The organism is Succiniclasticum sp. (assembly GCF_056977735.1).
This window is the reverse complement of the sequence record NZ_DBMCWA010000004.1, coordinates 133,092-157,082: the sequence shown is the minus strand read 5'-3', so window position 1 is coordinate 157,082 and position 23,991 is coordinate 133,092. Positions and strand designations below refer to the sequence as shown.

Genomic DNA, 23,991 nt, shown 5'->3' with positions numbered 1-23,991 from the left:
TGAATTACATTTATCAAGATGAATGTGAATGGAGATATATCCCTTCTGACAGATTCCCAAAAGATTTAGATTTAATTCTGCCACAGGAGATGACCAATAATCATGCTAAAGAAATCTTTTCCAAGGTTTTGCGAAGTCATAAAGAATGTTGGCTTCAGTTTGAATGGCAGGATGTACGTTATATATTGGTGCCGGATGAGGAAGCAGCACGAAAAACGATTACGACTATAAATTCCTTGTCCATGATGGATGAAGAAAAGCATATGCTTATGGCAAAAGTTGAAATAAGCAGCTGTTTTGCAGATAATTTGTGATTTGGGAGTTGATAGTATGCTGGGTAGCTTTACGGGTACATTTAAAAATAAAAAAACGGACATACCACAGGAAGTTATAGAACTGATTAAAAAAGAACTGCCGTCTAACTTTACATTTGGGAAAGATATAAATGGTAATTATATAACAATACCAAGATCAGAAGCAGTTAAAGCTGGGAAGGCAATTAAAGGTGCATTTAATTTGGATTTAGATAAAGAAGATGCGGATTTACGTAAAGTATTAAGTATACTTCCAGCAGCAAAGCTTCCGGAATATCTGTATAGGACGCAACGTAGTATTCATATTAAGGATCTTAAGGTCGGTAATGAAGAAAAACTAATTCCGGATAGCATGCTGATGGGTAATCCTTTGATTAGTAACAATGCTGAATATGAAAGAATTATAAAACCTAATCCATTGTTGAAAGCGGTAAAATTTGTTTTTGAAAGTATGGAGGGGGATATAGTTGAGATTAGTATACAGCAACAGGCGTATGACAGCTTAGTAGAAGAAAAGTATACAAGTATTGATTTTCCGGCGTTGACGATTGAAATGTATATGTATAATCCCTTGGTATCAGATGTAAATACTGAAAATTCAAAAACTAATGTCGATCAACCGGTAAGATTTATTTGTAATGTTAAACCGGAAAAGGCGGATACAGTAGAGGATGCAGTTAGGGCTTTGCATATTTTCAGGGACTTACTTAATGGAAAAATAAAAATTAATGGTAAGTTAATAACATCGAATCAAGGTGATATTAAACCTGATTATGAAAAGGTTGACGAAACGATTTTGTTTTGGGAAACACTTTTGCAATTAGAAACAATTTTGGCAGTACATTTCAAGCCAGACGCTGATTTTGATTATGATTCTGCCCAGTTTTTTGCAGAACTGAAGACATGCCTTATTGAAAACAAAGAGATAATTTGGAATCATCCTTTTAATCATTTTCGCATAGGAGGGTTTCACCCAACTCAGGATAACATAGGTATGGAGAATTTGATTGGCAAAGACAATGTCATATACAAGTTTGTGAGCGGTCCTGAAGAGCATACGCTGTTGGGAAGCAGTTTTGATATTTATTCTCATATGGAAATGAAAGACTTTATTATAACGAACATTGTTTGGGATGATGAAAAGAAAGAAAGTGGCGTTGTATATATTACGGATAGGCCAGACAGAGCATGGACATTAAACCAAAAGTATATGACGGAGAGCCAAGTTAAAGAGTTGGTAGAGAAATAGGGTAATTCGAAGTAATCTGAAAGGAAAAGAATACTAACTGCGCTATAATTCAGTTTGCATAACAGTGGGCATATACAATGCGCAGCGTTGTTATAGAGCTAAAGAAGCTGGGCGTGTTTGGGTAGAAATGTAGTCTGGCATTGTCAGGTTCTGGGTTAATAATTCTATTACGTTATACTAATTTCTGGTAATTATTAATAGCGAGAAACGGTTTGTTTTAGTAGATGAGAAATAGATTATTGGCTTTCTGAAAAATCTCCATAAGTATATCCAACGATTTGGTCAGAAAAAACACTTAACGTTGCCAAGTTTATTTTAACATTCGGTGCAGAAAAGGGTATTATGGTAACATTCTTTAAAATGATAGAAACAGAATTGTTTATCGTTTCTTCAGGGCTTTCTTGAAAAGCGCTTTTGGCAGCATCCAGTGTTATCTTATGTAATGCTAATTCTGCACTTTTGGCATCTACGGTAAGTTCGTTCTGATCAACAAAAGTCCCATAGATCAACGAAGCGCTGGTAACAAGAATAATTTTATTTCTGGACAAACCGGTTTCTGGATTATTCAAAAGTGTGCCAACGGCATTCAACTTTACAGCTTTAATATCAATTCTATTTTGCATATGAACCTCCTTAATATTTATGGGCAATGAAATCATCGGTAATAATCCGTCATCACAATTATATTTGTTTTGGCATTTCTTAATACTAATAATTAATTATTATAATGTTAACAGCGGCTTGGTCATTAGTAATAGTGTTCGTCTGCGCTCATGCTGGATAATTTCTTGTCAATTAAACTTTCTATATACGCATTTTGATTTGCATTTGTGGTGTTCGTTACAACATCAACCAGTCGTTCTTGAGTCTTTGCGATTACACTCATCTGTTGGGCTTGTTGGATATTCACAATATTTTCAATAGTTTTTACACTAGAAGATATTTGCTTTAAAGATTCTTGTGTTTGGGCGTTTAATTCTTCTGCTCTCTTCGCAGATGCATTAGCTTGATAAACGGCAAACCAACCTATAAAAAGAGAAAGAATAGAAACCACAAGAGACGTAATTGCAAGCCAGTCAGGAAGAGCGAAAGGGGAAGATGGTTGCATAAGGGAACCTCCTTTCCTATAAGTTTTATGCAAACATTATATCATAATATCATAGAAGAAAGAAAAATAACAAAAGAAGGAACACTATATAAACAAACCTCATCTTGAAATTCAGAAAACGGAATATCTGGTTGTTGATGCCGAAGCAGCGTTTTATGACATCTTTGGGCAAACGGTGGATGAAGCGGGTCTTGTTCCCATGCGGATAGAGTCTATGTGCGTGTGGGACGAAAGGAATGAGCTTCGCAGAGCCATGCCGGGTTGCAGACCGACAGCCGATGTACCGGGTGAGGCGGGGATGACGTCGCAAAAGAGCCCGGGTGCTGCGCTGCGCGGTTATCTGCGGACAGTGGCCGGAGAAACTGCCGGCGTTGATATCCCCCATGCCGCTTCGCTGAGCGGTTACTTGCGAATTAGGGGCAAAGCTTTGGCAAAGAAGTTAATCATGGAAGCCCTGGGCGTTGACCCGGGCGGCAGTATCACTTTCCGGGCGCTGCCCGCAAACGGCTTGATGATTATATCCGTGACCGCTTTCTGGCAGAAGGCGGGCAGATCCTGTATCATACAAAGGTTCTTTCCGTGAATGATGAGGCCGGGCTGGCGGAGTGTATTGACCTTCAGACAAAAGAAATGTTTACATTGCGCTACCGGTATCTGATCGGTGCAGACGGCGCTGTGTCTAATGTGCGGCGTCTGCTGACCGGAAGGCAGCCGCGGGTTTATCTGGCATTGGAAGCGGCAGTCCCGCTGATCCGGAGGGAGGCTGTGGGACGTTTGACGAAGGGCTCCCAGGGATATTGCTGGTATATTCCCCGGGGAGAAGATGCCACTGTGGGCTGCGGTTACCATAATCTGGGTGCTGATGCTATGGAAACATGTCATAAGCGCCTCACTGAATTCTGTGCGGAGTTGGGAATTGTGTCGCCGCTCCGGTTTTCGGGTGCCTTTATTCCGGAAGGGGACGATGTTCTGCTCCGGATTGGAACACGTACCTATTTGCTGGGAGACGCAGCCGGGCTGAACGATGCCTTTACCGGCGGCGGGATCCACTATGCGCTTTTATCTGCCCGGGCATTGGCTGCTTCCTTGGCTGGCGCCGGAAACCAGCCTGACTCTTCGTCTGTGCCTGCTTCGGAATCTTCGTTCGTGGAAACTGTTTCCTATGAGGAGGCTATGCAGCCTCATGTTAATTGTGTGAAGAAGTCTTCCGCGAACCTGAAGCAGCATTACGCTGTTGCCTGTTCTGTCGTCTCGGGGTTTGGGAAACGGCGTGTGTGAGTGGAGAGAAGTTAGGGCTTCTATTATTTTTGTTCACACTGAAAAGTTTTTTACTTTACTTTTTAAGAAGTATGTGATAAAATAAACACGAACAAAGGTTTGCAAAGAAATTAATGATGACAAGAAAAATACTGCCAAAAGGGGGTAAAACATTATGACAACATATGAATCAACTGTTTCTATGATGCAGAATCTTCCGGAAGCAGATCTGTTAGTTATAAATGAATTTGTGAAACGTCTTTCGGCTAAGGAGAAGGTACGCGAGGAAAGATATAATCCTTACAAACATCTTACGCGTGAAGAAATAGTGGATCAGTTGGCGATTGCACGGAAAAATGCTGAGGAAGGACGTGTGTTGGAAGCACACCAGGCATCAGCTAACATAAGGGAAAAGTATGGCTTATGAAAACGTGGAAAGTAGTAGTTGCGGATGATGTGCAGGACGACTTGGATAATTTTGTTTACTATTTGCTTGTTGAAAAGTTAAATCGACAAGCTGCAAAAGCCATTCTTGATGATTATGACGAAACAATAGAGGAGCTTTCGAAGGTTGCTGGGATACTAAAGCCGTTGGAAGATTTGGAGCTTAGTGATTATAGGAAAATTAGGTTGCGAAGACATAATTATTATCTGTTGTATCGTTTATGTGGTGATACGGCGATTGTTGACCGTATGTTCCATGACCTGCAGGATATTGACAGGGTGATGAAGGAATAGGTTTAGCCCGACTGAAAGTCGGGCTTTTGCTATATAATGGTTGTTATATTGGGGATTTACAAAGTGAGCGCCCAATAAGATAGTTCCTATCAAATTATATACAGACATAAGATAATTACCTTAGTTTTTTGAAATGAGAGTTTATTGAAGATACTTGTAAAATATGAAATGGAAGAAGCAGGAGTGTTTCTCGATGAATTCAGGGTACATTAAGATTTTATATTGTTTATAGATTTACATTTGACTGTTATAATAATCTCGCTTCAAAGATTTAACATTAATTACAATTTAAAATAAGTTTATAAAATTCACGAATTGAAGTAAATGCAACTAATCGAAAAATTCGAGTAGTTCAGCACAAAGGTTCTTGTTCGGTTGAGAGGGTTACTGTTTTATAAGTGTGATACTACAGCTTCTGTTGCGTTAGAGCAAATCGAAAGTAAAGATTATGCGTTGCCGTTTGTGGCGGATGACAGGGATTTGTATAAAATCGGTGTTGCATTTGATTCCAAAACTCGCAAGCTTGTGGACTGGGTTATAGAAGGTTGCATTAAAGTCGCTGAATAATGATTAGTAGTAGTGGATGGCTGAGTACGAAAAAAAGTAAGAGAAGTATTGAAAAGGTTTTATTTTTCGAGCAGATCTTCGATGGTGCAGCCGAGAACTTTGGAGATACGGTAAAGCGATTCGACGCTTGCTTTATTGATGTTTTTGTTCCGCTGTTCATACATTTGGATGGAGCGGAGACTGACGCCGGAGCGTTTTGCAAGCTCGGATTGGGTGCACCCGTAGACTGTGCGGATGCGTTTCAGATTCGTATCCTTAAAGTGATCCCGAACCTGTTCATCCGCGATAACAGCGAATTTGGTTATATCGGCTTCATGTAGTGTGTAGTACATGTTCTGCAGATCATGAAAAGACAGAACCGCAAAGATTTCTTTGAAGCTTCTCGCGGAATACCACTGGTAGTAGCATACGGCCCAGCCGATCCAGTATTCCCGTGACCGTCCGAAATGCTCCTGCGGTTCAGACTCTAACTGTTTGCCGGTTGTTTCCAGCATGACATCTGACGCAATATCGATTCCGCTTTTCCCTGCAAGAAAAAGCGGTTCCCCATTCTCTATCCGTTTGCTGACAGAACTCGCGGCGAAGAATTTTATGAAACTTTCACCTGGGATGCCGCAGGTGTTAATAGCGTAGTCAAAGGCATCACCAAGTGCGGCCTGCGCCTTACTCAGATATGTTTCCTGGTATGCGCGGATCGTCATTCGTAATGCCCCCTCTCAGAATATCCTGCATACAAATGTTCCATCAGGCTTCCTCCAGTCATTTTATCATTTGACATTATTATATCACTGTAGTGATATTTAAGTCAAGCAAATGGAAAACAAAAATATCACCGAGGTGACACTGAAGCTGAGAAGTGAATTGTTATTAAAAAAACTGTTTAATAGTAAAATTTTATGATTTCACAGCTGTCCGGATGGCAGCGAAAAAGCGGTGGATATAATTAGCCCGGCCGAGTGCCGGGCTTTTGTATATAGGAATGCGTTTATGTTCATACATGTAGAGTCGTTAATCCCTTCGGAACAGGTCCCGCGTGTAAACCTTGTCTTGTACGTCATCCAGTACTGCGTCATAGCGGTTGGCAATGATGCAGCCGCACATGGATTTAAACTTCTTAATGTTATTGATGACTTTGCTGCCAAAGAAGGTGGTGCCGTTTTCCAGCGTAGGTTCATAGATGATGACCGTAGCGCCTTTGGCTTTGATCCGCTTCATTATGCCCTGGATGGAAGACTGGCGGAAGTTGTCGGAATTGGATTTCATGGTAAGGCGGTATACGCCTACTATGATTTCTTGCAGACGGATTTCTTTTTCCGTAGAGTAAGCTTCGCTGCCGCCGTAGGCTCCGGCAATCTCCAACACCTTGTCCGCAATATAGTCTTTCCGGGTACGGTTGCTTTCCACAATGGCCTTGATCAGGTTCCCCGGCACATCTTTGTAGTTGGCTAACAGTTGTTTGGTGTCCTTGGGCAGGCAGTAACCGCCGTAGCCGAAGGAGGGGTTGTTATAGTAATCGCCCACCCGGGGATCCAGCGAGATGCCCTTGATGATGGCAGCCGTGTCCAGCCCTTTCATTTCCGCATAGGTGTCCAGCTCGTTGAAGTAGGAGACACGCAGTGCCAGATACGTGTTGACGAACAGTTTGGTTGCTTCGGCTTCCGTAAGCCCCATGAACAGTACATCGACTGGGTTTTTAATAGCGCCCTGTTGCAGAAGGGAGGCGAAGGTGCGGGCTTCATTTTTTGTGATATCGTCTGTACCGACGATGATGCGGCTGGGGTACAGGTTATCGTAGAGGGCTTTGGATTCCCGAAGGAATTCCGGGCTGAAAATAATATTGTCCATCTGCATCTTTTCCCGCACATGTTTGGTGTACCCTACCGGGATGGTGGATTTGATAACGATTGTGGGCTTGACTTCTCTGTCTTTGGTACTTTCTTTTACCAGCTTCAGCACGGCTTCTACGGCAGAGCAGTCAAAGAAGTTCTGCTTCGGATCGTAGTTGGTAGGGGCGGAGACGATGATGAAGTCCGCGTCTTTGTAGGCTGCGGAGCCATCCAGCGTGGCTTTTAGGTTCAGGGTGCGTTTGCCTTCTTTTGCTTCTGCCAGATATTTTTCAATGTAGTCATCCTGGATGGGCGCAATGTAATTGTTTAAGCTTTCCACTTTTTCCGGGATGATATCTACCGCGGTCACTTCGTTATGCTGGGCCAGCAGTACGGCCAGCGACAGGCCTACATAGCCGGTGCCCGCTACAGCGATTTTGTAGCTGCGTTCCGGTGCAGGCAGGGGTTCCGTTTCTTCTGTAAACATATCGGTAGGCTCAAAGTTTAGTACTTCCGCCAGCGCCTGCAGTTGCTCGATGGACGGAGTATACTCCTGCGATTCCAGCTTGCTCAGCATGGAACGGTTCATGTTGGCTTTTTCTGCTACCTGCTTCTGGGTCAGGTTCAGGGCCTTGCGTTTGGTTACGACGGTTTCAGCAAGAAGGGGCAGGGATAGTTTTTTCATAGGTATGCCTCCCTGTTCAGATGTATTAGAATTTGTAAGGAGTACCTGAATGCAATATAAGAAGTAAAAATGTTATTTTAAATAACTGGTTAAGCTCCGCAAAATATAAATATAATTCGAAAGCATTATAGCATTATTGCTGTATTTACTCAACAGATAAAAGGAATAATTGTAAAAAACGAGAAAATAATTATTTTGTATAGTTTAATAAATTTTGTTTTTAATGGTAACAAAGAAAAATGTTATAGTTCCTATTTTTTGTCCTATTGGGAAAACCATCCCGGCAGCAACAAACAGACCTTAAAAATCGGAGGAATCCAAAACAAATTTTTATGATTACACAGCTGCCCGGATGGCAGCGAAATAATGGTTGTTATAATTTACTTTTGCTTTTGGTAAAAGTGTGATATAATAAAATGAATTTTTGTGTAATACAATTTTTATGTAGTACATTATATGCTGAATTCTGGCAAATAAAGTTAAGTGGTGAACGTTATGAACAAATCATTAAGTCTGGTCATGACAGCCCTGATCCTGGGTATGGCTTCCTGCCCGCCGGTTCTGGCAGCCCCGGATGACGGAGCGCTGTCTTCCAGAGTACGAAAAGTAGATGCTGCGGCTACGGCGGACAGCAGTCGCGTGCGCAGCGTGCAGGCCGGCGACCGTACGGTGGATTATGGCAGCCGTGTACGGAAAGCACAGCCGGATACCACCACCCCGGTGGCAGATGCAAGAGTGAAGCCTGTTACAGGCAGGGTATCGGAAACCCCGCAGCGCGTTAACGCGGATCAGGAACGGGTTTCGTATTCCGCTCCGGCTGCCCGGGAGTCTTCCGCAGGTGTGGAGGCAGACAATTCTGCTGCGGATGTGCCGCTGCTGTCGGCGCCGCCGCAAAAAAAGATCAATACGGTGAAATATCCCAACAGCAAGCTGCCGGTGAGCACGAACATGCCGGTTGGCAGCATCTATTATGATTATATTGAAAAGCTGGACGGCATGGGCTATCTCAAATCCATGCTGTACGGTACCCGTCCCTATTCCCGCATGGATATGGCCCGCTGGACGCTGGAGGCGAAGGATGGTCTGAAAAAGGATCCGGCAGCGGCAGATTACGTGGTGAACATGGTCGCCCGTCTGGAACAGGCACTGGCACCGGAAATCGCCCAGATCGAAGCTTATAATAATGGAGAAAAACCGGAGACCGGGTTCAAGGTGCAGAGCACGAAGCTGGAACTGGCAGGGACCGATCTGCACAGCAAGGAAGGCTATACCTATAAGAATCTGAAAAATACCCGCTGGCAGTCCTTCAGCCAGAACCGCAACGGACACCGCTACCAGGACGGTTTCAATGCCAATGCGTCTGTGTACATGGACGGCAATCTGGGCCGCGATATGGCTTTGTCTGCCACGGTCCGGGCGGCCTGGGACGACAGGGATCACGGCACGGCATCGTTGGACGAGGGGTATCTGACTACCCGCGTGGGTATCTGGAATATCGACATCGGCAAACAGGCCATTGCCTGGGGCCAGGGTACGACGGGGAACCTCCTGTTCAGCAATAATGCCCGTCCCCGCACCATGCTGAAGATCAGCAACGAGCTGCAGCCCAAGAGCCGTGGCGCGCTGAAGTTCCTGGGGCAGACCAAGTTTACCGCCTTTGCGTCCCGTCTGGACGGGGAGGCGCGTACCGAAGGCGGCGTCAAGGATCATGAGCATCCCTGGCTGTTAGGGTTCCGGGCCGACCTGGTCTGGAAGAACTTCACCCTGGGCATGGCCCGTGGCTCCATGCTGGGCGGCGAAGGCAACGGCTTCCGCAAAGGCGATATCTGGAAATGGATGTACGGCCATAACGCATACCATGATGATAAATGGAACGACATCGCCGGTCTGGATTTCCGCTGGCGTATGCCGGGCCTGCAGATTTACGGCGAACTGTACGGCGAGGACCAGGCTCATGCGTTCCCGGCGAAGAAAGCCTTTACCGCCGGCATTTATATTCCGCGTCTCAGCTACGACGGAGCCTGGGATATGCGGCTGGAAGCGGGCCATACCGGGAACCCCTGGTACGGTCACGGCAGATACCAGGCCGGCTGGACCTATCATAACGATATCATGGGCAACGCCATGGGAGCCAGTGCGGACCGATACTACGGCAACATCAACTATTACGCCAGCGCCAGCGACAAGATCGGCTTCCACGGTTCCTACTGGAAACTGGATCAGGCCGACAAGTCTGATTATAAAGTGAAGAACGCCTGGCTGACCTATGACAAGCTGCTGGGCAACAACGACTCCCTGAGCTTTATGGCAGGCCTGTCGGATATTCACCGCGGCGGCAAGTACGGCTTCGGCGCCAAGGACAAGATCGTCCGCGTGATGTGGGAGCACCAGTATTGATTTAATCAGTGATACATAAATAAAAAGCGACGGAGCAATCCGTCGTTTTTTTATACTACTTAAGCAGCATAGATGTTGAGCGTTGTGGACGAAGCTGAAAAAAACATTGAGAACGTTTGTGTAATTCCATGAGATGAAATGAGCCGCCCGTGGCTTCAACTGTCTGAGGTGCGAAGCACCGAGTTTTGAAGCCACAGGCGAATGAGTCCATGGAATCACAAACGTGAACAGTTTTCGAAGCTTTGCCCACAACGCGACTTTCAGTCTGCCTGATGGCATTCTTCCTGCTCATAGGCGCCTTCGTAATCGATGGCGTCCTTTTCTTTTTCACCCACATACGCCACAAATTCATCCATATCCTCTTTGGTCGCCAGCAGGGCGGTGTACATCTGGTTGCCCATGGCGCTGGAAAGGATGTCGGGCATCCGTTCACACATTTTGATCCGGTCGCCGTATCTGGCCAGGATTTCTTCCTTGCTGTGTACATAGCGGAACCGGTCCCGCTGTCCGAAGAATACGCAGTACTGCTGGTCCGGTTGTTCGGGCAGGCGTCGTTCATCGAAGCAGATCATATCGGCCCAGAGCTGGTACACGTCGGTAGAGTGGGCGAAGTCCATCATGTCGGGCATGTAACCGCCGCCGGGGCGCATGTTCACTTCCAGCCCTACGAAATCTCCCACTTTGCCCAGTCCCTTTTTGGCTTTGGTCAGCTTGAAAAATTCCATATGCACGAAACGGCTCTTCACACCGAAAGATTTTACCGTGGCCCGGCCCCGTTCCCGAAGCTGGGGTTCCACGCTGGGCGGTACATAGAAGACCAGTTCGGTCTGCTCGTTCACGATATCCATGATGGGCGGGGAGATGCTCATGGATTCAAACAGCACGTTGCTCTGGGAATCCACGATGGCGTCGTAGGAACAGATCCAGCCATGCACGTATTCTTCCATGACATAGGAGTCTTCCGGCTTCTCCGCAAAGAAGGCCTCCAGATCATCCGCATTTTCCAGTCGCCAGGTGGCCGCGGCCCCAACGCCGTATTCCGGCTTTACGATGACAGGGTAGCCCACCTTTTTAATGAAGGTTTCCGCTTCGTCCCGGGTGGTGATCAGGGTCTGCCGTGCCGTGGGCACGCCGGCCTTTTTGTAATAGGGCTTCATGGCCGCTTTGCTGCGGTAGGCTTCGATCTCCTCCGCATCCGGCCCGGAGAGGATATTGAAATCAGTCCGGAGCATGGCATCATGTTCCAGCCAGTATTCGTTGTTGGATTCCAGCCAGTGGATCTTTCCGTATTTGAAGCTGAAGAAAGCAACGGCCCGGAACACCTGGTCGTAGTCTTCCAGCGTTTCAACTTTATAATACTCCGTCAGGCACTGTTTCAGTTCCGGCTGCAGCTGATCGTAGGGGGTGTCGCCGATGCCCAGCACGTTGGCTCCGTTTTTTTTCAGCCGGTCGCACCAGTTCCAATAGGTGCGGGGAAACTGGGGAGAGATAAAAATAAAGTTCATCATGATGTGGTCCTTCCCGGCGGTGAGAGTGGTTCCGCCAATTGTTCAGGTTTATTCATCTTCCAGTCCGTGGGCCCGGCAGTGGTTCAGCACGTGGGGCAGGAAATACTGATACATCTTCTTCCACCAGGGCCAGTCGTGGTTGACATCGTAACCCCAGAAGTCGCACCAGGCAGCGATGCCTTTGGCCCGGAAGGCTTCGTCCAGTATGCGCAGGGAGCGGATGCCTTCGTCTTCCCAGGCGCCCTGGCCTACACATAAGATAATGACACGCTGGTTGTACTGGTTGATATACGGATGCCCGGCGGGCAGGTTCGGCAAAAAGGTGGCGGGGGAGTTGTCGTAGAGGGTGTTGTTCATCCAGGCGCCGAAAAAATAATGGGCGTCGTAGCAGCCCGAGAACCCGATGACCCCTTCAAACAGATCGGGACGGCGCAGGAACACGATGGCGGCGTGGGTGGCTCCCATGCTGCAGCCCGTGGTCAGGGGCCGGAACCCTGAGTGATTGTGCTCGTGGATCAGGGGCACGACTTCCTCGGTGATGTACCGGTAATAATTTTCCTGCCGCTCTGCCCGCAGCACCTTGTCCCCGTAGTTGTCGGACCAGCTTTCGCTGTCTACGGTGTCCACACAGAACAGCTGGAACCGGCCTTCGTCAATGTATTCGGCCAGCTCATCGATCATCCCGAAGTTCTCGTAATTGTCGCACATGGAATCCTGGGTAGGAAACACCAGCAGCGGCCAACCTTTAGTTCCGTAGACGCGGATGTTCATGTTGCGCCAGAGGTGGTTGCTGAAATGATTTATGTCATAACGTGATGGCATGGGTAACACGCTCCTTTATGATAAAAGTTTCAGAATGACTGAAGTTTGCTTAAATTTATTATATCATAAGTTTGAAGATAAATAAAATGCATATGAAACAACAGCTGCCGGCGGAAAAGGGGATGCCACCTGGATCCGTGTAAAAGGAACGAAAGGCGAGGGATGGTTCTGCGTAAATGATTACGATTATAATATTTTCCGCTCGGAAAAAGGCACCGGCATGTTTTTACGGAGGAGCGGGCAGTAGGTAAGATAACTATAAAGGATTTGCATGTTGCATGAATTTTTAGTATAATTTAACCAGAGATGTTACAAAATAATGTAATTTCTAACCATAATGCCATTTAGTTTACGGGGGTGACATTGCTATGAGAAAAACATTCAAAATGACAAAGAAAGCTCTGGCAACTGCTGTTATGACTGCTCTGCTTTCCGGCGGCGTGATGGCTACAGGCTTTGCTGCTCCGGTAGAAGGTATATCTTATTCTGGTGGAGAATTAACACCAGATTCCTACGGTTATATTGCAGCTTCTGATATTTTGGATAAGGGGGGCGGCGCAACGACTGCCTCTTTAACTGCAGTTAAAGCGGAACTGGAAGGTCGTATAAAAGTAACCGAAGACCTGCTTGCAGGGGACTGGGGTGGTAAAACGGTACAGGACGCAATCAATGTAACGGCCCAAGCTATTACGGATCTTGAAACTGCAGAAACCGCTGCGATATCTGCACTTGACCTCCGAATGGATGCTGCCGAAAGTGCGATTGATAGTAATATTAATGTAATAATACCAAATATTTACAAAACAATTGCGGATCTTGAAACTACAGAAAACGGTAAGATAGCTGGGCTTGATGGACGTGTTACTGACGCAGAAAAGGCAATACCGGTAATTCAACAGGACATCAGCGATTTAAAAACCGGCAAACTTGACAAAGCTGAGTTCAATACCTACAAAGAAGAAACGGCCGCAACCATCAGCACGATGAACGGTGCGATAGCTGGGCTTGATGGACGTGTTACTGCCGCAGAAAAGGCGATTGACAATTTTGTTGACACGAAAGCCAACGCGGACATGGATAACCTGACTGAAACAGGAAAGTCAGCAGTAAAAGACCTTGCCAAAGACGCCATCAATGTCGTCGGGGAAGGTCCGGTAAGCGTTGCGAATTCGGATGTCAGCGGTGTCGACACGTACACAGTATCGGTGAAGACGGACGGCAAAGTGGAATCCGCTAATACAGGCATCGTAACCGGCGACACTGTGTACAACGAAACCCGGGTTGCTGCGGACGGTAATTATGTGAAAGCTTCTAACAGCGTAGGTGATAACCTGAGCGCGCTGGATACGGAACTGGCTGCACTGACAGTTGGAACCGGCGCAGGCCTGGATGAGGTCAGCCACCGTATCGACAATGTGGACAGCAAGATCAACAAAGTGGGCGCCGGCGCGGCGGCACTGGCAGCGCTCCATCCGATGGACACGGACGGCAAGTTCAGCATGGCGGCGGGCTTCGGTAATTACCGGGATGCCAACGCTATGGCGTTAGGACTGTTCTACCGTCCTACCGACCAGGTGATGTTCAGCATGGGCGGCAGCATGGGCAACGGAGAAAACCTGCTGAATGTAGGCGTGAGCTTCGCGCTGGATAAGGGCGTTTCCACCAGCAAGGCCGCCATGGCCAGGAAGATAGCGGCCCAGGACGAAAAGATCACATCGTTAGAAGGGCAAAACGCGCGGCAGGCAGATGAGATTGCCGCATTGAAAGAAGCTCTTGCCCGTCTGGAAGCGAAGATCGGGAAATAAGGCGTCTGCCTGTCGTGTTTGAAATTGCATACGGCAACCCGTTTTTATAACAGTCGCAGATTATTCTGCGGCTGTTTTGTTGTTTGTCTTTAAATTGCAGGTCCTGTCGATTTTACACTTAATTCATAGACAACATGCTGCTTTTGCGCTATAATAAATTGGTTATATGTGTACAAAATTTTCTTCATATTAAATAAATAAAAAACGGAGGACACGCCTGTGTTAGACTTTTCTACGTTAATGTTCCGTGCTCCGGCGCTTTTGATTGCGCTGACCATTCACGAATACGCCCATGCCTGCGTTTCCGACAGCCTGGGGGATCCCACGCCCGGCCTGCAGGGCAGGCTGACCCTGAACCCGCTGGCCCATCTGGATATCGTGGGTACCCTGATGCTGGTGCTGTGCGGCTTCGGCTGGGCCAAACCGGTGGAGATCGATCCCCGGTACTATAAGGATTACCGTTCCGGACAGCTGAAGGTTTCCGCGGCCGGTCCGCTGGCCAATTTGTTCCTGTGCTTCGTGGCGGTTCTGATTATGACGGCCCGGGGCAGTCTGGGCATGTCCAGCAACATGGTGAACCAGTTCCTGTACTGGCTCATGCTGTACAATGTCTGGTTCGCGTTCTTCAATCTGATCCCGATCCCGCCGCTGGACGGTTCCAAGATTCTGGAGACCTTTATGGACTACGAAACAGCGTACAAATTTGAACGCTTTGTAGGGCAGTACGGTTTTATCGTCCTGGTCCTCATCGTGTACAGCGGTATCTCCAATATGATCATCGGGCCCCTGGCTTCCTGGTACCTGAAGATCTGTTACGGGATTGCGAGCATACTGTTTTAGGAGAACCTCTTATGACTGATCCGGTGGTCCGGGTCCTTGATTTTGAAGGGCCTCTGGACCTGTTGATACATTTAATTGAAAAGAATAAGATGGATATCTACGATATCCCTATAGTTTCCATCACTGACCAGTACATTTCCTATCTGCATTCCTTTACGGAAACGGATCTGGAAGCGGCCAGCCAGTTTCTGGTGATGGCCTCCCTGCTGCTGCAGATCAAGTCCCGCATGCTGCTGCCCAAGACAGAGCTGGAGGACGAGGATGAAGCGGACCCCCGGGATATGCTGGTACAGATGCTGCTGGAATACCGTTGCATCAAGGCGGTGGCAAAACAGCTGGAGACGATGAAACAGACGGCGGCCCGGCAGCATACCCGCAAGCCGTATTTTGCCGACAGCAAACTGCGGAACCTGCATGCGTATCCGGTGAGCGACCTGTTGCTGGCCCTGGCCGGGCTGACCGGCCCGCTGCGGCAACAGATGGCCGTGGTGGAGCGGCAGGAATATGACGTGGGAACCAAGATGCAGGAGATCATCAGGCTGCTGGGAGAGTATCCCGAAGGCATTGAATTTGAAAAGGCCTTTGTGAAATCGGGCAGCAGTGGCGAGATGGTGGCGTCGTTTCTGGCGGTGCTTGAACTGCTTCGTTTACAGGTGGTGCGCATCAGCCAGAGTCAGGCCTTTGCGCCGATCTATTTATTTTTGCGTACCGTGCCGGAGCCGGTACTGATAGGAGGGGAACCGGATGCAGCAGGAGTATAAGCTGGGACAGCTGGAAGCGCTGCTGTTTGCGGCAGGGGAACCTCTCGGTGTGCCGCAGCTGGCGGAACTGCTGGGGTTGAACAGGCCCCAGACCTGGGAGCTGCTGGGACGGCTCCAGGAAGACTATACGAATGAAAGCCGCGGGCTGGAACTGCGGGAAGTGGCGGAAGGCTGGCAGCTTTGTACCAAGGCGTGCCACCACGAGGCGATCCTGCAGCTGGCCAGTACCCAGGAATTAAAGCTGACCAATGCGTCCATGGAGACGCTGGCGATCATCGCGTACCGCCAGCCGGTTACGCGGGCGGAGATGGAAGCCATCCGCGGGGTAAAGGTAGACGGCGTTGTCAACACCCTGCTGGAGTGGGAACTGATCGCGGAGGCAGGCCGCAAGGAAACGGCAGGCCGCCCCATTCTGTACAAGACGACCAAACGGTTTCTGGAAGTGTTTGGGCTGAAGTCCCTGAAGGACCTGCCTGCCATGCCGGACATACTGGCGGAAGACGCGGCCCGGCATCCCCAGCAGCTTTCCCTGCTGGACATGGAGGCAGCGGAGGAATAAGTCATGGAAGAGAGATTACAGAAAGTGCTGGCCCAGGCCGGCGTGGCTTCCCGCCGGGAAGCGGAAGAATATATTACTGCCGGTCGCGTAAAGGTGAACGGCAAAGTGGTGAAGGAATTAGGTACCAAGGTAGGACCCAATGCCTTCATCATGGTTGACGGGCATCCTATCCACCGGGAACGCAAGACCTATCTGCTGTTTTACAAGCCCCGTGGTGTGGTGACCACCATGAAGGACCCGGAAGGCCGGAAGACCGTAGCGGATTACGTAAAAGATATTCCCCAGCGGGTGTACCCGGTGGGAAGGCTGGACTACAATACGGAAGGGCTGCTGCTGCTGACCAATGACGGGGAGCTGGCTCAGGCCCTGACCCATCCCAGCCATGAAGTTAATAAGACCTATGAGGTGACGGTGCCGGGCATCGTACCTCAGGAAAAACTGGACATGCTCCGGGTGGGCCTGAAGCTGGAAGACGGCATGACCGCGCCGGCGCTGGTGGACCTGAAAGCCTATGATTACGAGAAAAACCTGACGCATTTTAACGTGACGATCCACGAAGGACGGAACCGGCAGGTTCGGCGCATGTGTGATGCCATCGGGTTCCCGGTGCGGTATCTGCGGCGCGTGATGATGGGCACTCTGACCCTGGACGGACTCCGACGGGGCGACTGCCGCGAATTATTTAATGAAGAAATTGAAGAGCTGCGGGCTGCCTGCGGCCTGAAACGCGATCCGGAAGGGAAACCGGAAAGTGCAGCGGAACGTAAATCAGAACGCAGGGCAGAAGGCCAACCGGGGCATAAAACCGGGGCGAAGCCGGTACGTAAACCTGAGACCAGTTCAAAACGCAGACCGGAAGAAAAACCGTCTTTCGGCGAAGGCAGGACAAAAAGAGTAACAGAAGCCCGGCCCGGCGGCGAGAGAAGGAAAAAGAAAGAATAAGAACTGTGACAAAATAATCAATTTATTTTTGAACAATTGCTGAGGATGGTCTGAGTTTGAAATTTGCATTTTGCTGATTGTGGGAGAGTATATATGCCAGACGTAGTAGTGATAGGCGGCGGCGCGGCAGGCCTCATGGCGGGCATAACCGCCGCGCGGCAAGGCGCATCCGTAGTCGTACTGGAACGAATGCGGGAACCGGGCAAAAAGATGATGATCACCGGCAAAGGTCGGTGCAACATCACCAACAGCTGCCCGGTGAAAGATTTCATCCCCAACCTGCCGGGCAACGGCAAATTCCTGTTCAGCGCGCTGCAGCAGTTCAGCAATGAAGACCTGCTGCGCTTCTTTCAGGAATGCGGGCTGGAAACCGTAACGGAACGGGGCGGCCGGGTCTTTCCCGCATCTGGGAAGGCCAAAGATGTCATTGCCGCACTGACCGATGCGCTGCAGAAAGCCGGCGGCCGGCTGGTGACCGGCGTGCAGGCATCCGGGTTTGTTGTGAGACCGGGTTCTGTCATGCAGGTGACCGGCGTGCGGTACCGCAACGTAGAACAGGATGGCCGTAAAGACGGGCAGGACTTCCGCAGCCTTACCAGAGGCAAAGTAAAGCTGGGCGCGGAACATACACTGGATGCAGCCGCCGTGATCGTCTGCACCGGCGGGGCCTCCTATCCCGGTACCGGTTCCGACGGCAACTTTGTCCCGGTACTGGAAACGCTGGGACTTGCAATCGAACCGCTGCTTCCGGCACTGGTTCCCCTGGAACCGGAAGAAGGCTTTACCGAAGACCTGGAAGGACTGTCCCTGAAAAATGTAGAAGCATCTGTAATGGCAGACGGCAAGACCGTGGCCAAAGAATTCGGCGAATTGCAGTTTATCCGGGGCGGTATTGCCGGCCCCATCTGCCTGACCATGAGCCGGAAAGTAGCCCGCCTGCAGCACTTCAGCCAGTCGGAACTGGAACTCTCCATTGATTTGAAACCGGCATTGCAGGAAGATAAACTGGATGCCCGGATCATCCGTGACTTTCAGGAATTCAGTAAATTACGGCTGGCAGAAGTCGTACGCAAACTGTTGCCACAGCCTCTCGTAGCGCCGGTTCTCGATTCAGCCTTCCTGGATGGAACGAAACCAGTGAGCCAGATATCGAAAGAAGAACGGACGGAACTGATCCGTGCCGTGAAACACTTTACCATCCCCCTTGTAGGCACAAGACCACTGGCAGAAGCCATCGTCACAGCCGGCGGCGTTTCCCTGAAGGAAATAGACCCCAGGACCATGAAAGCCAGACGCATCGACGGCCTCTGGTTCGCCGGCGAAGTGATAGACGTAGACGGCTACACCGGCGGCTTCAACCTGCAGGCAGCCTTCAGCAGCGGCTACGTAGCCGGCCTGCATGCGGCACGAATGGTTTTGAGTAATAAATAAATCATTATTATAAATATAAAGTAAGGAAAAGACATGAGCAAACATTAGGAAATAATTGCGTCATTTCACGAGACGAAATTTGCCGTCGTGGCGAGACTGTTACGATAAAAGCCCAAGAAGCAAGCCCGTAGGGCGAAGCTGATTGGACACTTTTATCTACTTGCAGTGCGCCGCAGAACGCAAGCCGAAGGCATAGCGTGATGCGTTGCGCACGAGCCATTGAGGGGCGAAGCCCGAGTTTCGAAGCCACAGGCAAATAAGTCCATAAAATAGCAATTGGTGACGTGTTTGCGAGGTCTTTTCCTTGCACGAATAACTGATGAGGTGATATAACCATGAGTAACGGATTCGTCGTCGCCATCGACGGGCCTGCAGGCGCAGGCAAAAGCACCATCGCCAGACAGGCAGCCGGCAAACTCGGCTTCGCCTACATAGACACCGGCGCCATGTACCGCGCAGTCACATGGAAACTGCTGCAGACGGGAAACGAATTCACTCCCGAACTGGCCGGAAAACTGGCCAATGAAATCAAAATCACCTTCCGCCCGGAAAACGCCGTAAACCGCGTATTTGTAGACGGAACGGAAGTCACAGGCGCCATCCGCACGGCCGAAGTAACCGGACTCGTTTCCAAAGTAGCCGCCGTACCCGAAGTGCGCACCGCCATGGTAGACCAGCAGCGCCGCATGGGCGAAGAAGGCGGCATCGTCATGGACGGCCGTGACATCGGAACCGTAGTCTTCCCCCAGGCCCAGTGCAAAATCTTCCTGACGGCCACCGTAGAAGAACGGGCCCGCCGCCGCGGACTGGAACTGGAAGCCAAAGGCGAAACAGTAGACTACAAAAAACTCCAGGAAGAAATCGCCGCCCGCGACAAACAGGACACCGAACGGGAAATATCCCCCCTGCGCCAGGCCGACGACGCCATCTATTTAGATACCTCTGAAATGAATATCGAACAAGTGACGGATAAAGTATTAGAATTAGTAAAAGAAAAGCAGTAAAAGAGATTTGTTGTAATAATGCGGACAGGAAAAGACATGAGCAAACCATAGGAAACAATTGCGTAATTTTATGAGACGAAATTTGCCGTCGTGGCGAGACTGTCTGAGGGCGAAGCCCGAGTTTCGAAGCCACAGGCAAATAAGTCCATAAAATAGCAATTGGTGACGTGTTTGCGAAGTCTTTTCCTGACAGCATTGTTTCATAAAGGAATTTTTCACATGACACTATACGATTTCTGTTACGCGACCTTCCCCTGGCTCTTCAGACTCTGGCTCCGCTGGGAAGTCTTCGGCAGGGAAAACATCCCGGCAGAAGGCCCCGTCGTCATCGCCAGCAACCACCTGAGCCTGCTGGACCCGCCCGTATTGGGCGCGGCAGCCACACGGAAAGTCCACTTTATGGCCAAATCAGAACTCTTCAAACCCTCCTGGTTCGGCGCCCTGATCCGCAAACTGGGAGCCTTTCCCGTCAGACGGGGAGCCAAAGACCGGGAAGCCATCAAAACAGGCCTGACGATACTGAAAGAAAACAAAGTACTGGTCGTATTCCCGGAAGGCACCCGGAGCAAGACCGGCGAACTGGGACGGGCCGGCGGCGGCGCCTTCATGATGGCGGTGAAACAGAAAGCGCAGATCGTTCCGGCCTATATCTACGGTACAGATCTGAAACGGCATCCGGGCTGGCCCAAAGTACGGGTCATCTTCGGCAAGCCGATGCAATACGATCCGGCCATGGGGACCGGACGCGAAAGTCTGGATGAACTGGGCGCGCGCTGGCGCGAAGAAGTCCTGGTTCTCCGAAAGGCGGTGGCATTGGAAGATGGAAATCAAAGTAGCTGACCCCTGCGGCTTCTGCTACGGCGTCAAACGGGCCGTAAAAATGGCAGAAAGCGCTGCGGACAGCCTGCCGGCGGCAACCCTGGGCCAGCTGGTCCACAATTCCCAGGTCACAGCGGACCTGGCGGCCAGAGGAGTAGGATGTAAAGACTCGCTGGACGAATTTACGGAAGGGGAAACGGTCATTTTCCGCTCCCACGGGGTCGGACCCGACCTTTATCAAAAGGCAATTGAAAAAAATTTGAAAATTTTAGATGCCACCTGCCCCAACGTAAAAATGAGCCAAAACAAGGCACAGCAAGCCTTTGAGCAGGGTTACCTGCCGATTATCGTCGGAGAAAAAAATCATCCGGAGATAAAAAGCATATTGGCATATGCAGGAAAAAATGCTATAATAATTGAACGCAAAGAGGATATTGGCGAAGTGCCCTTTGTTTCCAAATATTGCGTCATCATTCAGACCACATTTGAATTGGCGAAATTTGAGGAAATACTGCAGGCGCTGCAGGCTGCAAGGCCCGGGGAATACCGGGTTGAGCGGACGATCTGCCTGGCCACCAGACAGCGGCAGGAAGCCGCGGCAAAACTGGCTGCCGGGGTGGACGCCTTTGTCGTGATTGGAGGCAGGAACAGTGCCAATACAAGGCATCTGACCGAGCTGGTAAGCGCCATCTGCCCCCGGTGCTATCAGATCGAGACTGCCGGCGAACTTTCCCCGGAAATGTTCAAAGGGTGCAGGAAAGCAGGTATTTCGGCCGGAGCATCCACTCCGGAACGTATAATTAAGGAGGCTGTCAAAGCGATGGAAAACATGGAAATCAACAAAGTAGAGGGTAACGAATTCGAGGCGATGCTCGATGCCAGTATGGAAGATTACGGCGTGCATCCGGGGAAACTCGTTACCGGCAAAGTAATTCAGGTAGATAAAGAAGGCGTTTATATTTCTTTTGGCTATAGACGTGAAGGGTTGATCGCCTGGGCTGACTGGGCGACGGATGCAAACCCGGAAGAACTGATGGGAACAGTAAAGATTGGCGACGAAGTGGAAGCGGTAGTAGTACCCGGTTCTTCTTCTGAAGAATTCATCCGTCTGTCCAAGATCCGTGCAGAAAAAGAAGCTGCCTGGAAAACCGTTCAGGAACTGCCGGAAGGTGAAAGACGCCCGGCTACCGTTAAGGTGCTGCGCGTGATCAAAGCCCGCGGCCGCGACAAAGATACCGAAAAACCGAGACAGGTTGTCGGCCTGGCCGTTGCGGTAGAAGGCGTAGAAGGCTTTATGCCTGCTTCCCACGTAGAACTGCGTCACATTGACGACTTTACCCCGTACGTAGGGAAAGAAATGGAAGCCGAGATCATCGAAGTAAATCCGGAAAAGAAACGCATCGTTGTTTCCCGCCGCAACCTGCTGAAAGCAGAAAAAGAACAGAAGCATCAGGAATGGCTGGCGAACCGGGAAGCCCGCATCGCTGCCCGGAGAGAAGAACGTGCAGCCAGAGAAGCGGCCGCTTTCGAAGAGATCGTAGAAGGCGAGACCTATGAAGGCAAGGTAGTAAAAGTTGCCGAATTCGGCCTGTTCGTTGAAGTCATTGAAGGTCTGGTAGGCCTGGTACACAATACCGAGCTGTCCTATGACCGCAGCGTAAAAGCAGAAGACGTTGCCAAAGAAGGCGACACGGTAAAAGTATTTGTCAAGAAAGTTGACAAAGAAAACCGCCGCGTTTCCCTGTCCATCAAAGCAACGCTGGAAGATCCGTGGGTAGCTGCCGCTGCCGGCTTCCAGGTTGGCGATGTGGTAGAAGGCACCGTAGAACGCTTCCTGCCCTTTGGCGCGCTGGTACGTCTGAACGACAGGGTAGAAGGCATGATCCACGTTTCCGAAATGGCGGACACCCGCGTGGAAAAACCGGAAGACGTGCTGAAGATCGGCCAGGTCGTAACCCCGATGATCATCAAGATCGACCAGGAAAAACGCAAAGTCGGCCTGTCCCTGACCCGTGCGAAAAAAGATGAAGAAAAAGCCGAAATGAAAGCCTACATGGATGGCAATCCGGAAGAAAACTTCTCCAATAACGCTATGGCGGAACAGCTGGAAGGTCTGAATAAATAATCCTGCATTGCAGAGGACGGAGTTTTTCCGTCCTCTTTTTTGGTTTTATGATAAGTTGAGCAGAGGATCGGTATGACACGGGAACAACGTAAACTGGACCATATAAAATATGCCCTTGAACTGGGAGACGGCGGTCGCAGCACCGGTCTGGAGGATGTGCATTTCCTTCACAACTGTCTGACGCCCGTGGATCCGGACCGGGTGGACTTCAGCACGCGGATCGGCAGCCTTACACTGCCGGTTCCGGTTGTGATCGACGCCATCACCGGCGGCACGGCGGACGTCCGGGAAATCAACCGCAGGCTGGCCGCAGTGGCGAAACGCACCGGTGCCGCCATGGCGGTAGGTTCCCAGTACGGGGCGGTGAAAGAAGGCAGGCATGCGGATACCTACGCGGTGATCCGGGAGGAAAACCCCGACGGCATCTTCTTTGCCAACGTCAGCGCCCTTGTGTCGCCGGAAGAGGCAAAGGCTGCCGTGGAGATGATCGGGGCGGACGCGCTGGAGATCCATCTCAATGTGGCCCAGGAACTGATCATGCCGGAAGGGGACAAACAGTTTGCCCTGATCCGGGACCGCCTGGCCCGTCTGCAGGACTGCGTGCAGGTTCCGGTCATTATCAAGGAGACCGGCTGCGGCATGGCGGCAGAGCAGATCCGCGAGCTGCAGGCGATGGGCTTTACCTGCTTTACCGTTTCCGGAAAGGGCGGCACCAGCTTTGCGGCCATCGAGGCCTTCCGGGGCAGCAGAATTCGTCATGCGAAGTTTGCGGACTGGGGGATCCCCACGGCCTGGAGCCTGCTCGATGCGGCCCATACGGTAAAGCCCTGGGACACGGTGATCGCGTCCGGCGGGATTCGCAGCGGCTGGCAGGCAGCCCAGGCTGTCGCCCTTGGCGCGGATGCCGTGGCCATGAGCGGCAATATCCTGTCCGTGCTGCTGGAGCAGGGCGATGAGGCAGCCGTCGCGTATCTGCAGGATGTGGCGGATGACCTGAAGGATATCATGGTATTGACCGGCAGCCGTACGGTAAAAGAGCTGCAACAGGTCCCCCTGATCTTTACCGGCGATACGCTGGCATTTCTGCAGAGCCGGGGCTACGACCCGAGGCGCAAACGCAGCCAGTATGTACAGACGGATCCGGAACCGCAGAGGTAACGTTGTCCTGCGAAAGGAATGGCTCCGGCATTACCGGACCACAGAAGAGGGAAGACCTGAGTTTTTACTCCAAAGG

At 50.1% G+C, this 23,991-nt stretch carries 22 protein-coding genes and 2 pseudogenes; 18 read left to right on the top strand and 6 right to left on the bottom strand.

The window, feature by feature from the left end; translation table 11 throughout:
* Together ACZOWY_RS03755 and ACZOWY_RS03750 are read left to right on the top strand one after the other, a co-directional pair.
* Nucleotides 1–314: pseudogene (locus ACZOWY_RS03755) on the top strand (hypothetical protein); the annotation flags it as partial.
* Nucleotides 315–330: 16 nt separating this feature from the next.
* Nucleotides 331–1,563, top strand: coding sequence for an abortive infection system toxin AbiGii family protein (locus tag ACZOWY_RS03750; RefSeq protein ID WP_484393083.1), 1,233 nt, complete (start codon nt 331–333; stop codon nt 1,561–1,563).
* Between the two features lie 236 nt (nt 1,564–1,799).
* Here ACZOWY_RS03750 and ACZOWY_RS03745 read toward each other — a convergent pair whose 3' ends face one another.
* Nucleotides 1,800–2,186 (bottom strand): hypothetical protein, encoded by a 387-nt coding sequence (locus ACZOWY_RS03745; protein ID WP_484393079.1) that lies wholly within the window; start codon nt 2,184–2,186, stop codon nt 1,800–1,802.
* Between the two features lie 125 nt (nt 2,187–2,311).
* Complete coding sequence (locus ACZOWY_RS03740) at nt 2,312–2,671, bottom strand: hypothetical protein (RefSeq protein ID WP_484393077.1); 360 nt, start codon at nt 2,669–2,671, stop codon at nt 2,312–2,314.
* 199 nt (nt 2,672–2,870) lie between these two features.
* On the opposite strand from ACZOWY_RS03740, the gene ACZOWY_RS03735 reads away from it, so the two are divergent.
* From ACZOWY_RS03735 to ACZOWY_RS03715, 5 genes are all read left to right on the top strand, one after another.
* Nucleotides 2,871–3,254: a hypothetical protein gene (locus tag ACZOWY_RS03735; protein ID WP_484393075.1), complete on the top strand. Its 384-nt coding sequence runs from the start codon at nt 2,871–2,873 to the stop codon at nt 3,252–3,254.
* Complete coding sequence (locus ACZOWY_RS03730; protein ID WP_484393095.1) at nt 3,191–3,949, top strand: geranylgeranyl reductase family protein; 759 nt, start codon at nt 3,191–3,193, stop codon at nt 3,947–3,949. The genes ACZOWY_RS03735 and ACZOWY_RS03730 overlap by 64 nt, the downstream gene beginning before the upstream one ends.
* Nucleotides 3,950–4,103: 154 nt before the next feature.
* Nucleotides 4,104–4,355 carry a hypothetical protein gene (locus ACZOWY_RS03725; RefSeq protein WP_484393073.1) on the top strand — a complete coding sequence of 84 codons (252 nt, stop codon included), beginning with the start codon at nt 4,104–4,106 and terminating at the stop codon, nt 4,353–4,355.
* A complete protein-coding gene (locus ACZOWY_RS03720) occupies nt 4,352–4,666 on the top strand; it encodes a type II toxin-antitoxin system RelE/ParE family toxin (protein WP_484393071.1) in 315 nt (104 codons plus the stop codon). Before ACZOWY_RS03725 ends, ACZOWY_RS03720 begins: the two co-directional genes overlap by 4 nt.
* 375 nt (nt 4,667–5,041) lie before the next feature.
* Complete coding sequence (locus ACZOWY_RS03715) at nt 5,042–5,233, top strand: PD-(D/E)XK nuclease domain-containing protein (protein WP_484393067.1); 192 nt, start codon at nt 5,042–5,044, stop codon at nt 5,231–5,233.
* Between the two features lie 59 nt (nt 5,234–5,292).
* On the opposite strand, the gene ACZOWY_RS03710 is transcribed toward ACZOWY_RS03715, so the two are convergent.
* Both ACZOWY_RS03710 and ACZOWY_RS03705 read right to left on the bottom strand, forming a co-directional pair.
* Complete coding sequence (locus ACZOWY_RS03710) at nt 5,293–5,934, bottom strand: helix-turn-helix domain-containing protein (protein ID WP_484393064.1); 642 nt, start codon at nt 5,932–5,934, stop codon at nt 5,293–5,295.
* Between the two features lie 307 nt (nt 5,935–6,241).
* Nucleotides 6,242–7,744: a nucleotide sugar dehydrogenase gene (locus ACZOWY_RS03705; protein ID WP_484393060.1), complete on the bottom strand. Its 1,503-nt coding sequence runs from the start codon at nt 7,742–7,744 to the stop codon at nt 6,242–6,244.
* A gap of 495 nt (nt 7,745–8,239) precedes the next feature.
* Between ACZOWY_RS03705 and ACZOWY_RS03700 the strand changes: the two genes are divergently transcribed.
* Complete coding sequence (locus ACZOWY_RS03700; protein ID WP_484393058.1) at nt 8,240–10,141, top strand: capsule assembly Wzi family protein; 1,902 nt, start codon at nt 8,240–8,242, stop codon at nt 10,139–10,141.
* Nucleotides 10,142–10,401: 260 nt separating this feature from the next.
* Here the strand turns inward: ACZOWY_RS03700 and ACZOWY_RS03695 are convergent, their stop codons facing one another.
* On the bottom strand, nt 10,402–11,646 hold the full coding sequence (locus tag ACZOWY_RS03695; RefSeq protein WP_484393093.1) for an ATP-grasp domain-containing protein: 1,245 nt from the start codon (nt 11,644–11,646) through the stop codon (nt 10,402–10,404).
* Nucleotides 11,647–11,697: 51 nt separating this feature from the next.
* Nucleotides 11,698–12,471 carry an esterase family protein gene (locus ACZOWY_RS03690; RefSeq protein WP_484393054.1) on the bottom strand — a complete coding sequence of 258 codons (774 nt, stop codon included), beginning with the start codon at nt 12,469–12,471 and terminating at the stop codon, nt 11,698–11,700.
* Nucleotides 12,472–12,839: 368 nt separating this feature from the next.
* Between ACZOWY_RS03690 and ACZOWY_RS03685 the strand changes: the two genes are divergently transcribed.
* From ACZOWY_RS03685 to fni, 10 genes and pseudogenes are all read left to right on the top strand, one after another.
* Nucleotides 12,840–14,276: a YadA C-terminal domain-containing protein gene (locus ACZOWY_RS03685; protein ID WP_484393050.1), complete on the top strand. Its 1,437-nt coding sequence runs from the start codon at nt 12,840–12,842 to the stop codon at nt 14,274–14,276.
* Nucleotides 14,277–14,495: 219 nt separating this feature from the next.
* Nucleotides 14,496–15,116: a site-2 protease family protein gene (locus ACZOWY_RS03680; RefSeq protein WP_245763675.1), complete on the top strand. Its 621-nt coding sequence runs from the start codon at nt 14,496–14,498 to the stop codon at nt 15,114–15,116.
* Nucleotides 15,117–15,127: 11 nt separating this feature from the next.
* The gene (locus ACZOWY_RS03675; RefSeq protein ID WP_484393047.1) at nt 15,128–15,877 is read left to right on the top strand and encodes a segregation and condensation protein A; all 750 of its coding nucleotides are present in this window, start codon (nt 15,128–15,130) and stop codon (nt 15,875–15,877) included.
* Nucleotides 15,861–16,436, top strand: coding sequence for an SMC-Scp complex subunit ScpB (gene scpB, locus ACZOWY_RS03670; RefSeq protein WP_484393046.1), 576 nt, complete (start codon nt 15,861–15,863; stop codon nt 16,434–16,436). The genes ACZOWY_RS03675 and scpB overlap by 17 nt, the downstream gene beginning before the upstream one ends.
* Nucleotides 16,437–16,439: 3 nt before the next feature.
* Nucleotides 16,440–17,147: pseudogene (locus tag ACZOWY_RS03665) on the top strand (pseudouridine synthase); the annotation flags it as partial.
* 324 nt (nt 17,148–17,471) lie between these two features.
* A complete protein-coding gene (locus ACZOWY_RS03660) occupies nt 17,472–18,809 on the top strand; it encodes a BaiN/RdsA family NAD(P)/FAD-dependent oxidoreductase (protein WP_484393043.1) in 1,338 nt (445 codons plus the stop codon).
* Between the two features lie 335 nt (nt 18,810–19,144).
* Nucleotides 19,145–19,813, top strand: a complete 669-nt coding sequence (gene cmk / locus ACZOWY_RS03655) for a (d)CMP kinase (protein WP_484393041.1) — start codon at nt 19,145–19,147, stop codon at nt 19,811–19,813.
* Nucleotides 19,814–20,032: 219 nt separating this feature from the next.
* Entirely contained in the window at nt 20,033–20,653 is a 621-nt protein-coding gene (locus tag ACZOWY_RS03650; RefSeq protein ID WP_484393039.1) for a lysophospholipid acyltransferase family protein, read from the top strand.
* Nucleotides 20,634–22,757 (top strand): 4-hydroxy-3-methylbut-2-enyl diphosphate reductase, encoded by a 2,124-nt coding sequence (gene ispH, locus ACZOWY_RS03645; protein WP_484393034.1) that lies wholly within the window; start codon nt 20,634–20,636, stop codon nt 22,755–22,757. The genes ACZOWY_RS03650 and ispH overlap by 20 nt, the downstream gene beginning before the upstream one ends.
* 72 nt (nt 22,758–22,829) lie before the next feature.
* Entirely contained in the window at nt 22,830–23,915 is a 1,086-nt protein-coding gene (gene fni / locus ACZOWY_RS03640) for a type 2 isopentenyl-diphosphate Delta-isomerase (RefSeq protein ID WP_484393031.1), read from the top strand.
* Nucleotides 23,916–23,991 lie beyond the last annotated feature (76 nt).

What these genes read in the sequence shown, in the direction of transcription:
- ACZOWY_RS03750 (WP_484393083.1), top strand. Translation starts at nt 331, where the DNA reads ATGCTGGGTAGCTTTACGGGTACATTTAAAAATAAAAAAACGGACATA.
- ACZOWY_RS03745 (WP_484393079.1), bottom strand. Translation starts at nt 2,186, where the DNA reads ATGCAAAATAGAATTGATATTAAAGCTGTAAAGTTGAATGCCGTTGGC.
- ACZOWY_RS03740 (WP_484393077.1), bottom strand. Translation starts at nt 2,671, where the DNA reads ATGCAACCATCTTCCCCTTTCGCTCTTCCTGACTGGCTTGCAATTACG.
- ACZOWY_RS03735 (WP_484393075.1), top strand. Translation starts at nt 2,871, where the DNA reads ATGCGGATAGAGTCTATGTGCGTGTGGGACGAAAGGAATGAGCTTCGC.
- ACZOWY_RS03725 (WP_484393073.1), top strand. Translation starts at nt 4,104, where the DNA reads ATGACAACATATGAATCAACTGTTTCTATGATGCAGAATCTTCCGGAA.
- ACZOWY_RS03720 (WP_484393071.1), top strand. Translation starts at nt 4,352, where the DNA reads ATGAAAACGTGGAAAGTAGTAGTTGCGGATGATGTGCAGGACGACTTG.
- ACZOWY_RS03710 (WP_484393064.1), bottom strand. Translation starts at nt 5,934, where the DNA reads ATGACGATCCGCGCATACCAGGAAACATATCTGAGTAAGGCGCAGGCC.
- ACZOWY_RS03705 (WP_484393060.1), bottom strand. Translation starts at nt 7,744, where the DNA reads ATGAAAAAACTATCCCTGCCCCTTCTTGCTGAAACCGTCGTAACCAAA.
- ACZOWY_RS03700 (WP_484393058.1), top strand. Translation starts at nt 8,240, where the DNA reads ATGAACAAATCATTAAGTCTGGTCATGACAGCCCTGATCCTGGGTATG.
- ACZOWY_RS03695 (WP_484393093.1), bottom strand. Translation starts at nt 11,646, where the DNA reads ATGAACTTTATTTTTATCTCTCCCCAGTTTCCCCGCACCTATTGGAAC.
- ACZOWY_RS03690 (WP_484393054.1), bottom strand. Translation starts at nt 12,471, where the DNA reads ATGCCATCACGTTATGACATAAATCATTTCAGCAACCACCTCTGGCGC.
- ACZOWY_RS03685 (WP_484393050.1), top strand. Translation starts at nt 12,840, where the DNA reads ATGAGAAAAACATTCAAAATGACAAAGAAAGCTCTGGCAACTGCTGTT.
- ACZOWY_RS03675 (WP_484393047.1), top strand. Translation starts at nt 15,128, where the DNA reads ATGACTGATCCGGTGGTCCGGGTCCTTGATTTTGAAGGGCCTCTGGAC.
- scpB (WP_484393046.1), top strand. Translation starts at nt 15,861, where the DNA reads ATGCAGCAGGAGTATAAGCTGGGACAGCTGGAAGCGCTGCTGTTTGCG.
- ACZOWY_RS03660 (WP_484393043.1), top strand. Translation starts at nt 17,472, where the DNA reads ATGCCAGACGTAGTAGTGATAGGCGGCGGCGCGGCAGGCCTCATGGCG.
- cmk (WP_484393041.1), top strand. Translation starts at nt 19,145, where the DNA reads ATGAGTAACGGATTCGTCGTCGCCATCGACGGGCCTGCAGGCGCAGGC.
- ACZOWY_RS03650 (WP_484393039.1), top strand. Translation starts at nt 20,033, where the DNA reads ATGACACTATACGATTTCTGTTACGCGACCTTCCCCTGGCTCTTCAGA.
- ispH (WP_484393034.1), top strand. Translation starts at nt 20,634, where the DNA reads ATGGAAATCAAAGTAGCTGACCCCTGCGGCTTCTGCTACGGCGTCAAA.
- fni (WP_484393031.1), top strand. Translation starts at nt 22,830, where the DNA reads ATGACACGGGAACAACGTAAACTGGACCATATAAAATATGCCCTTGAA.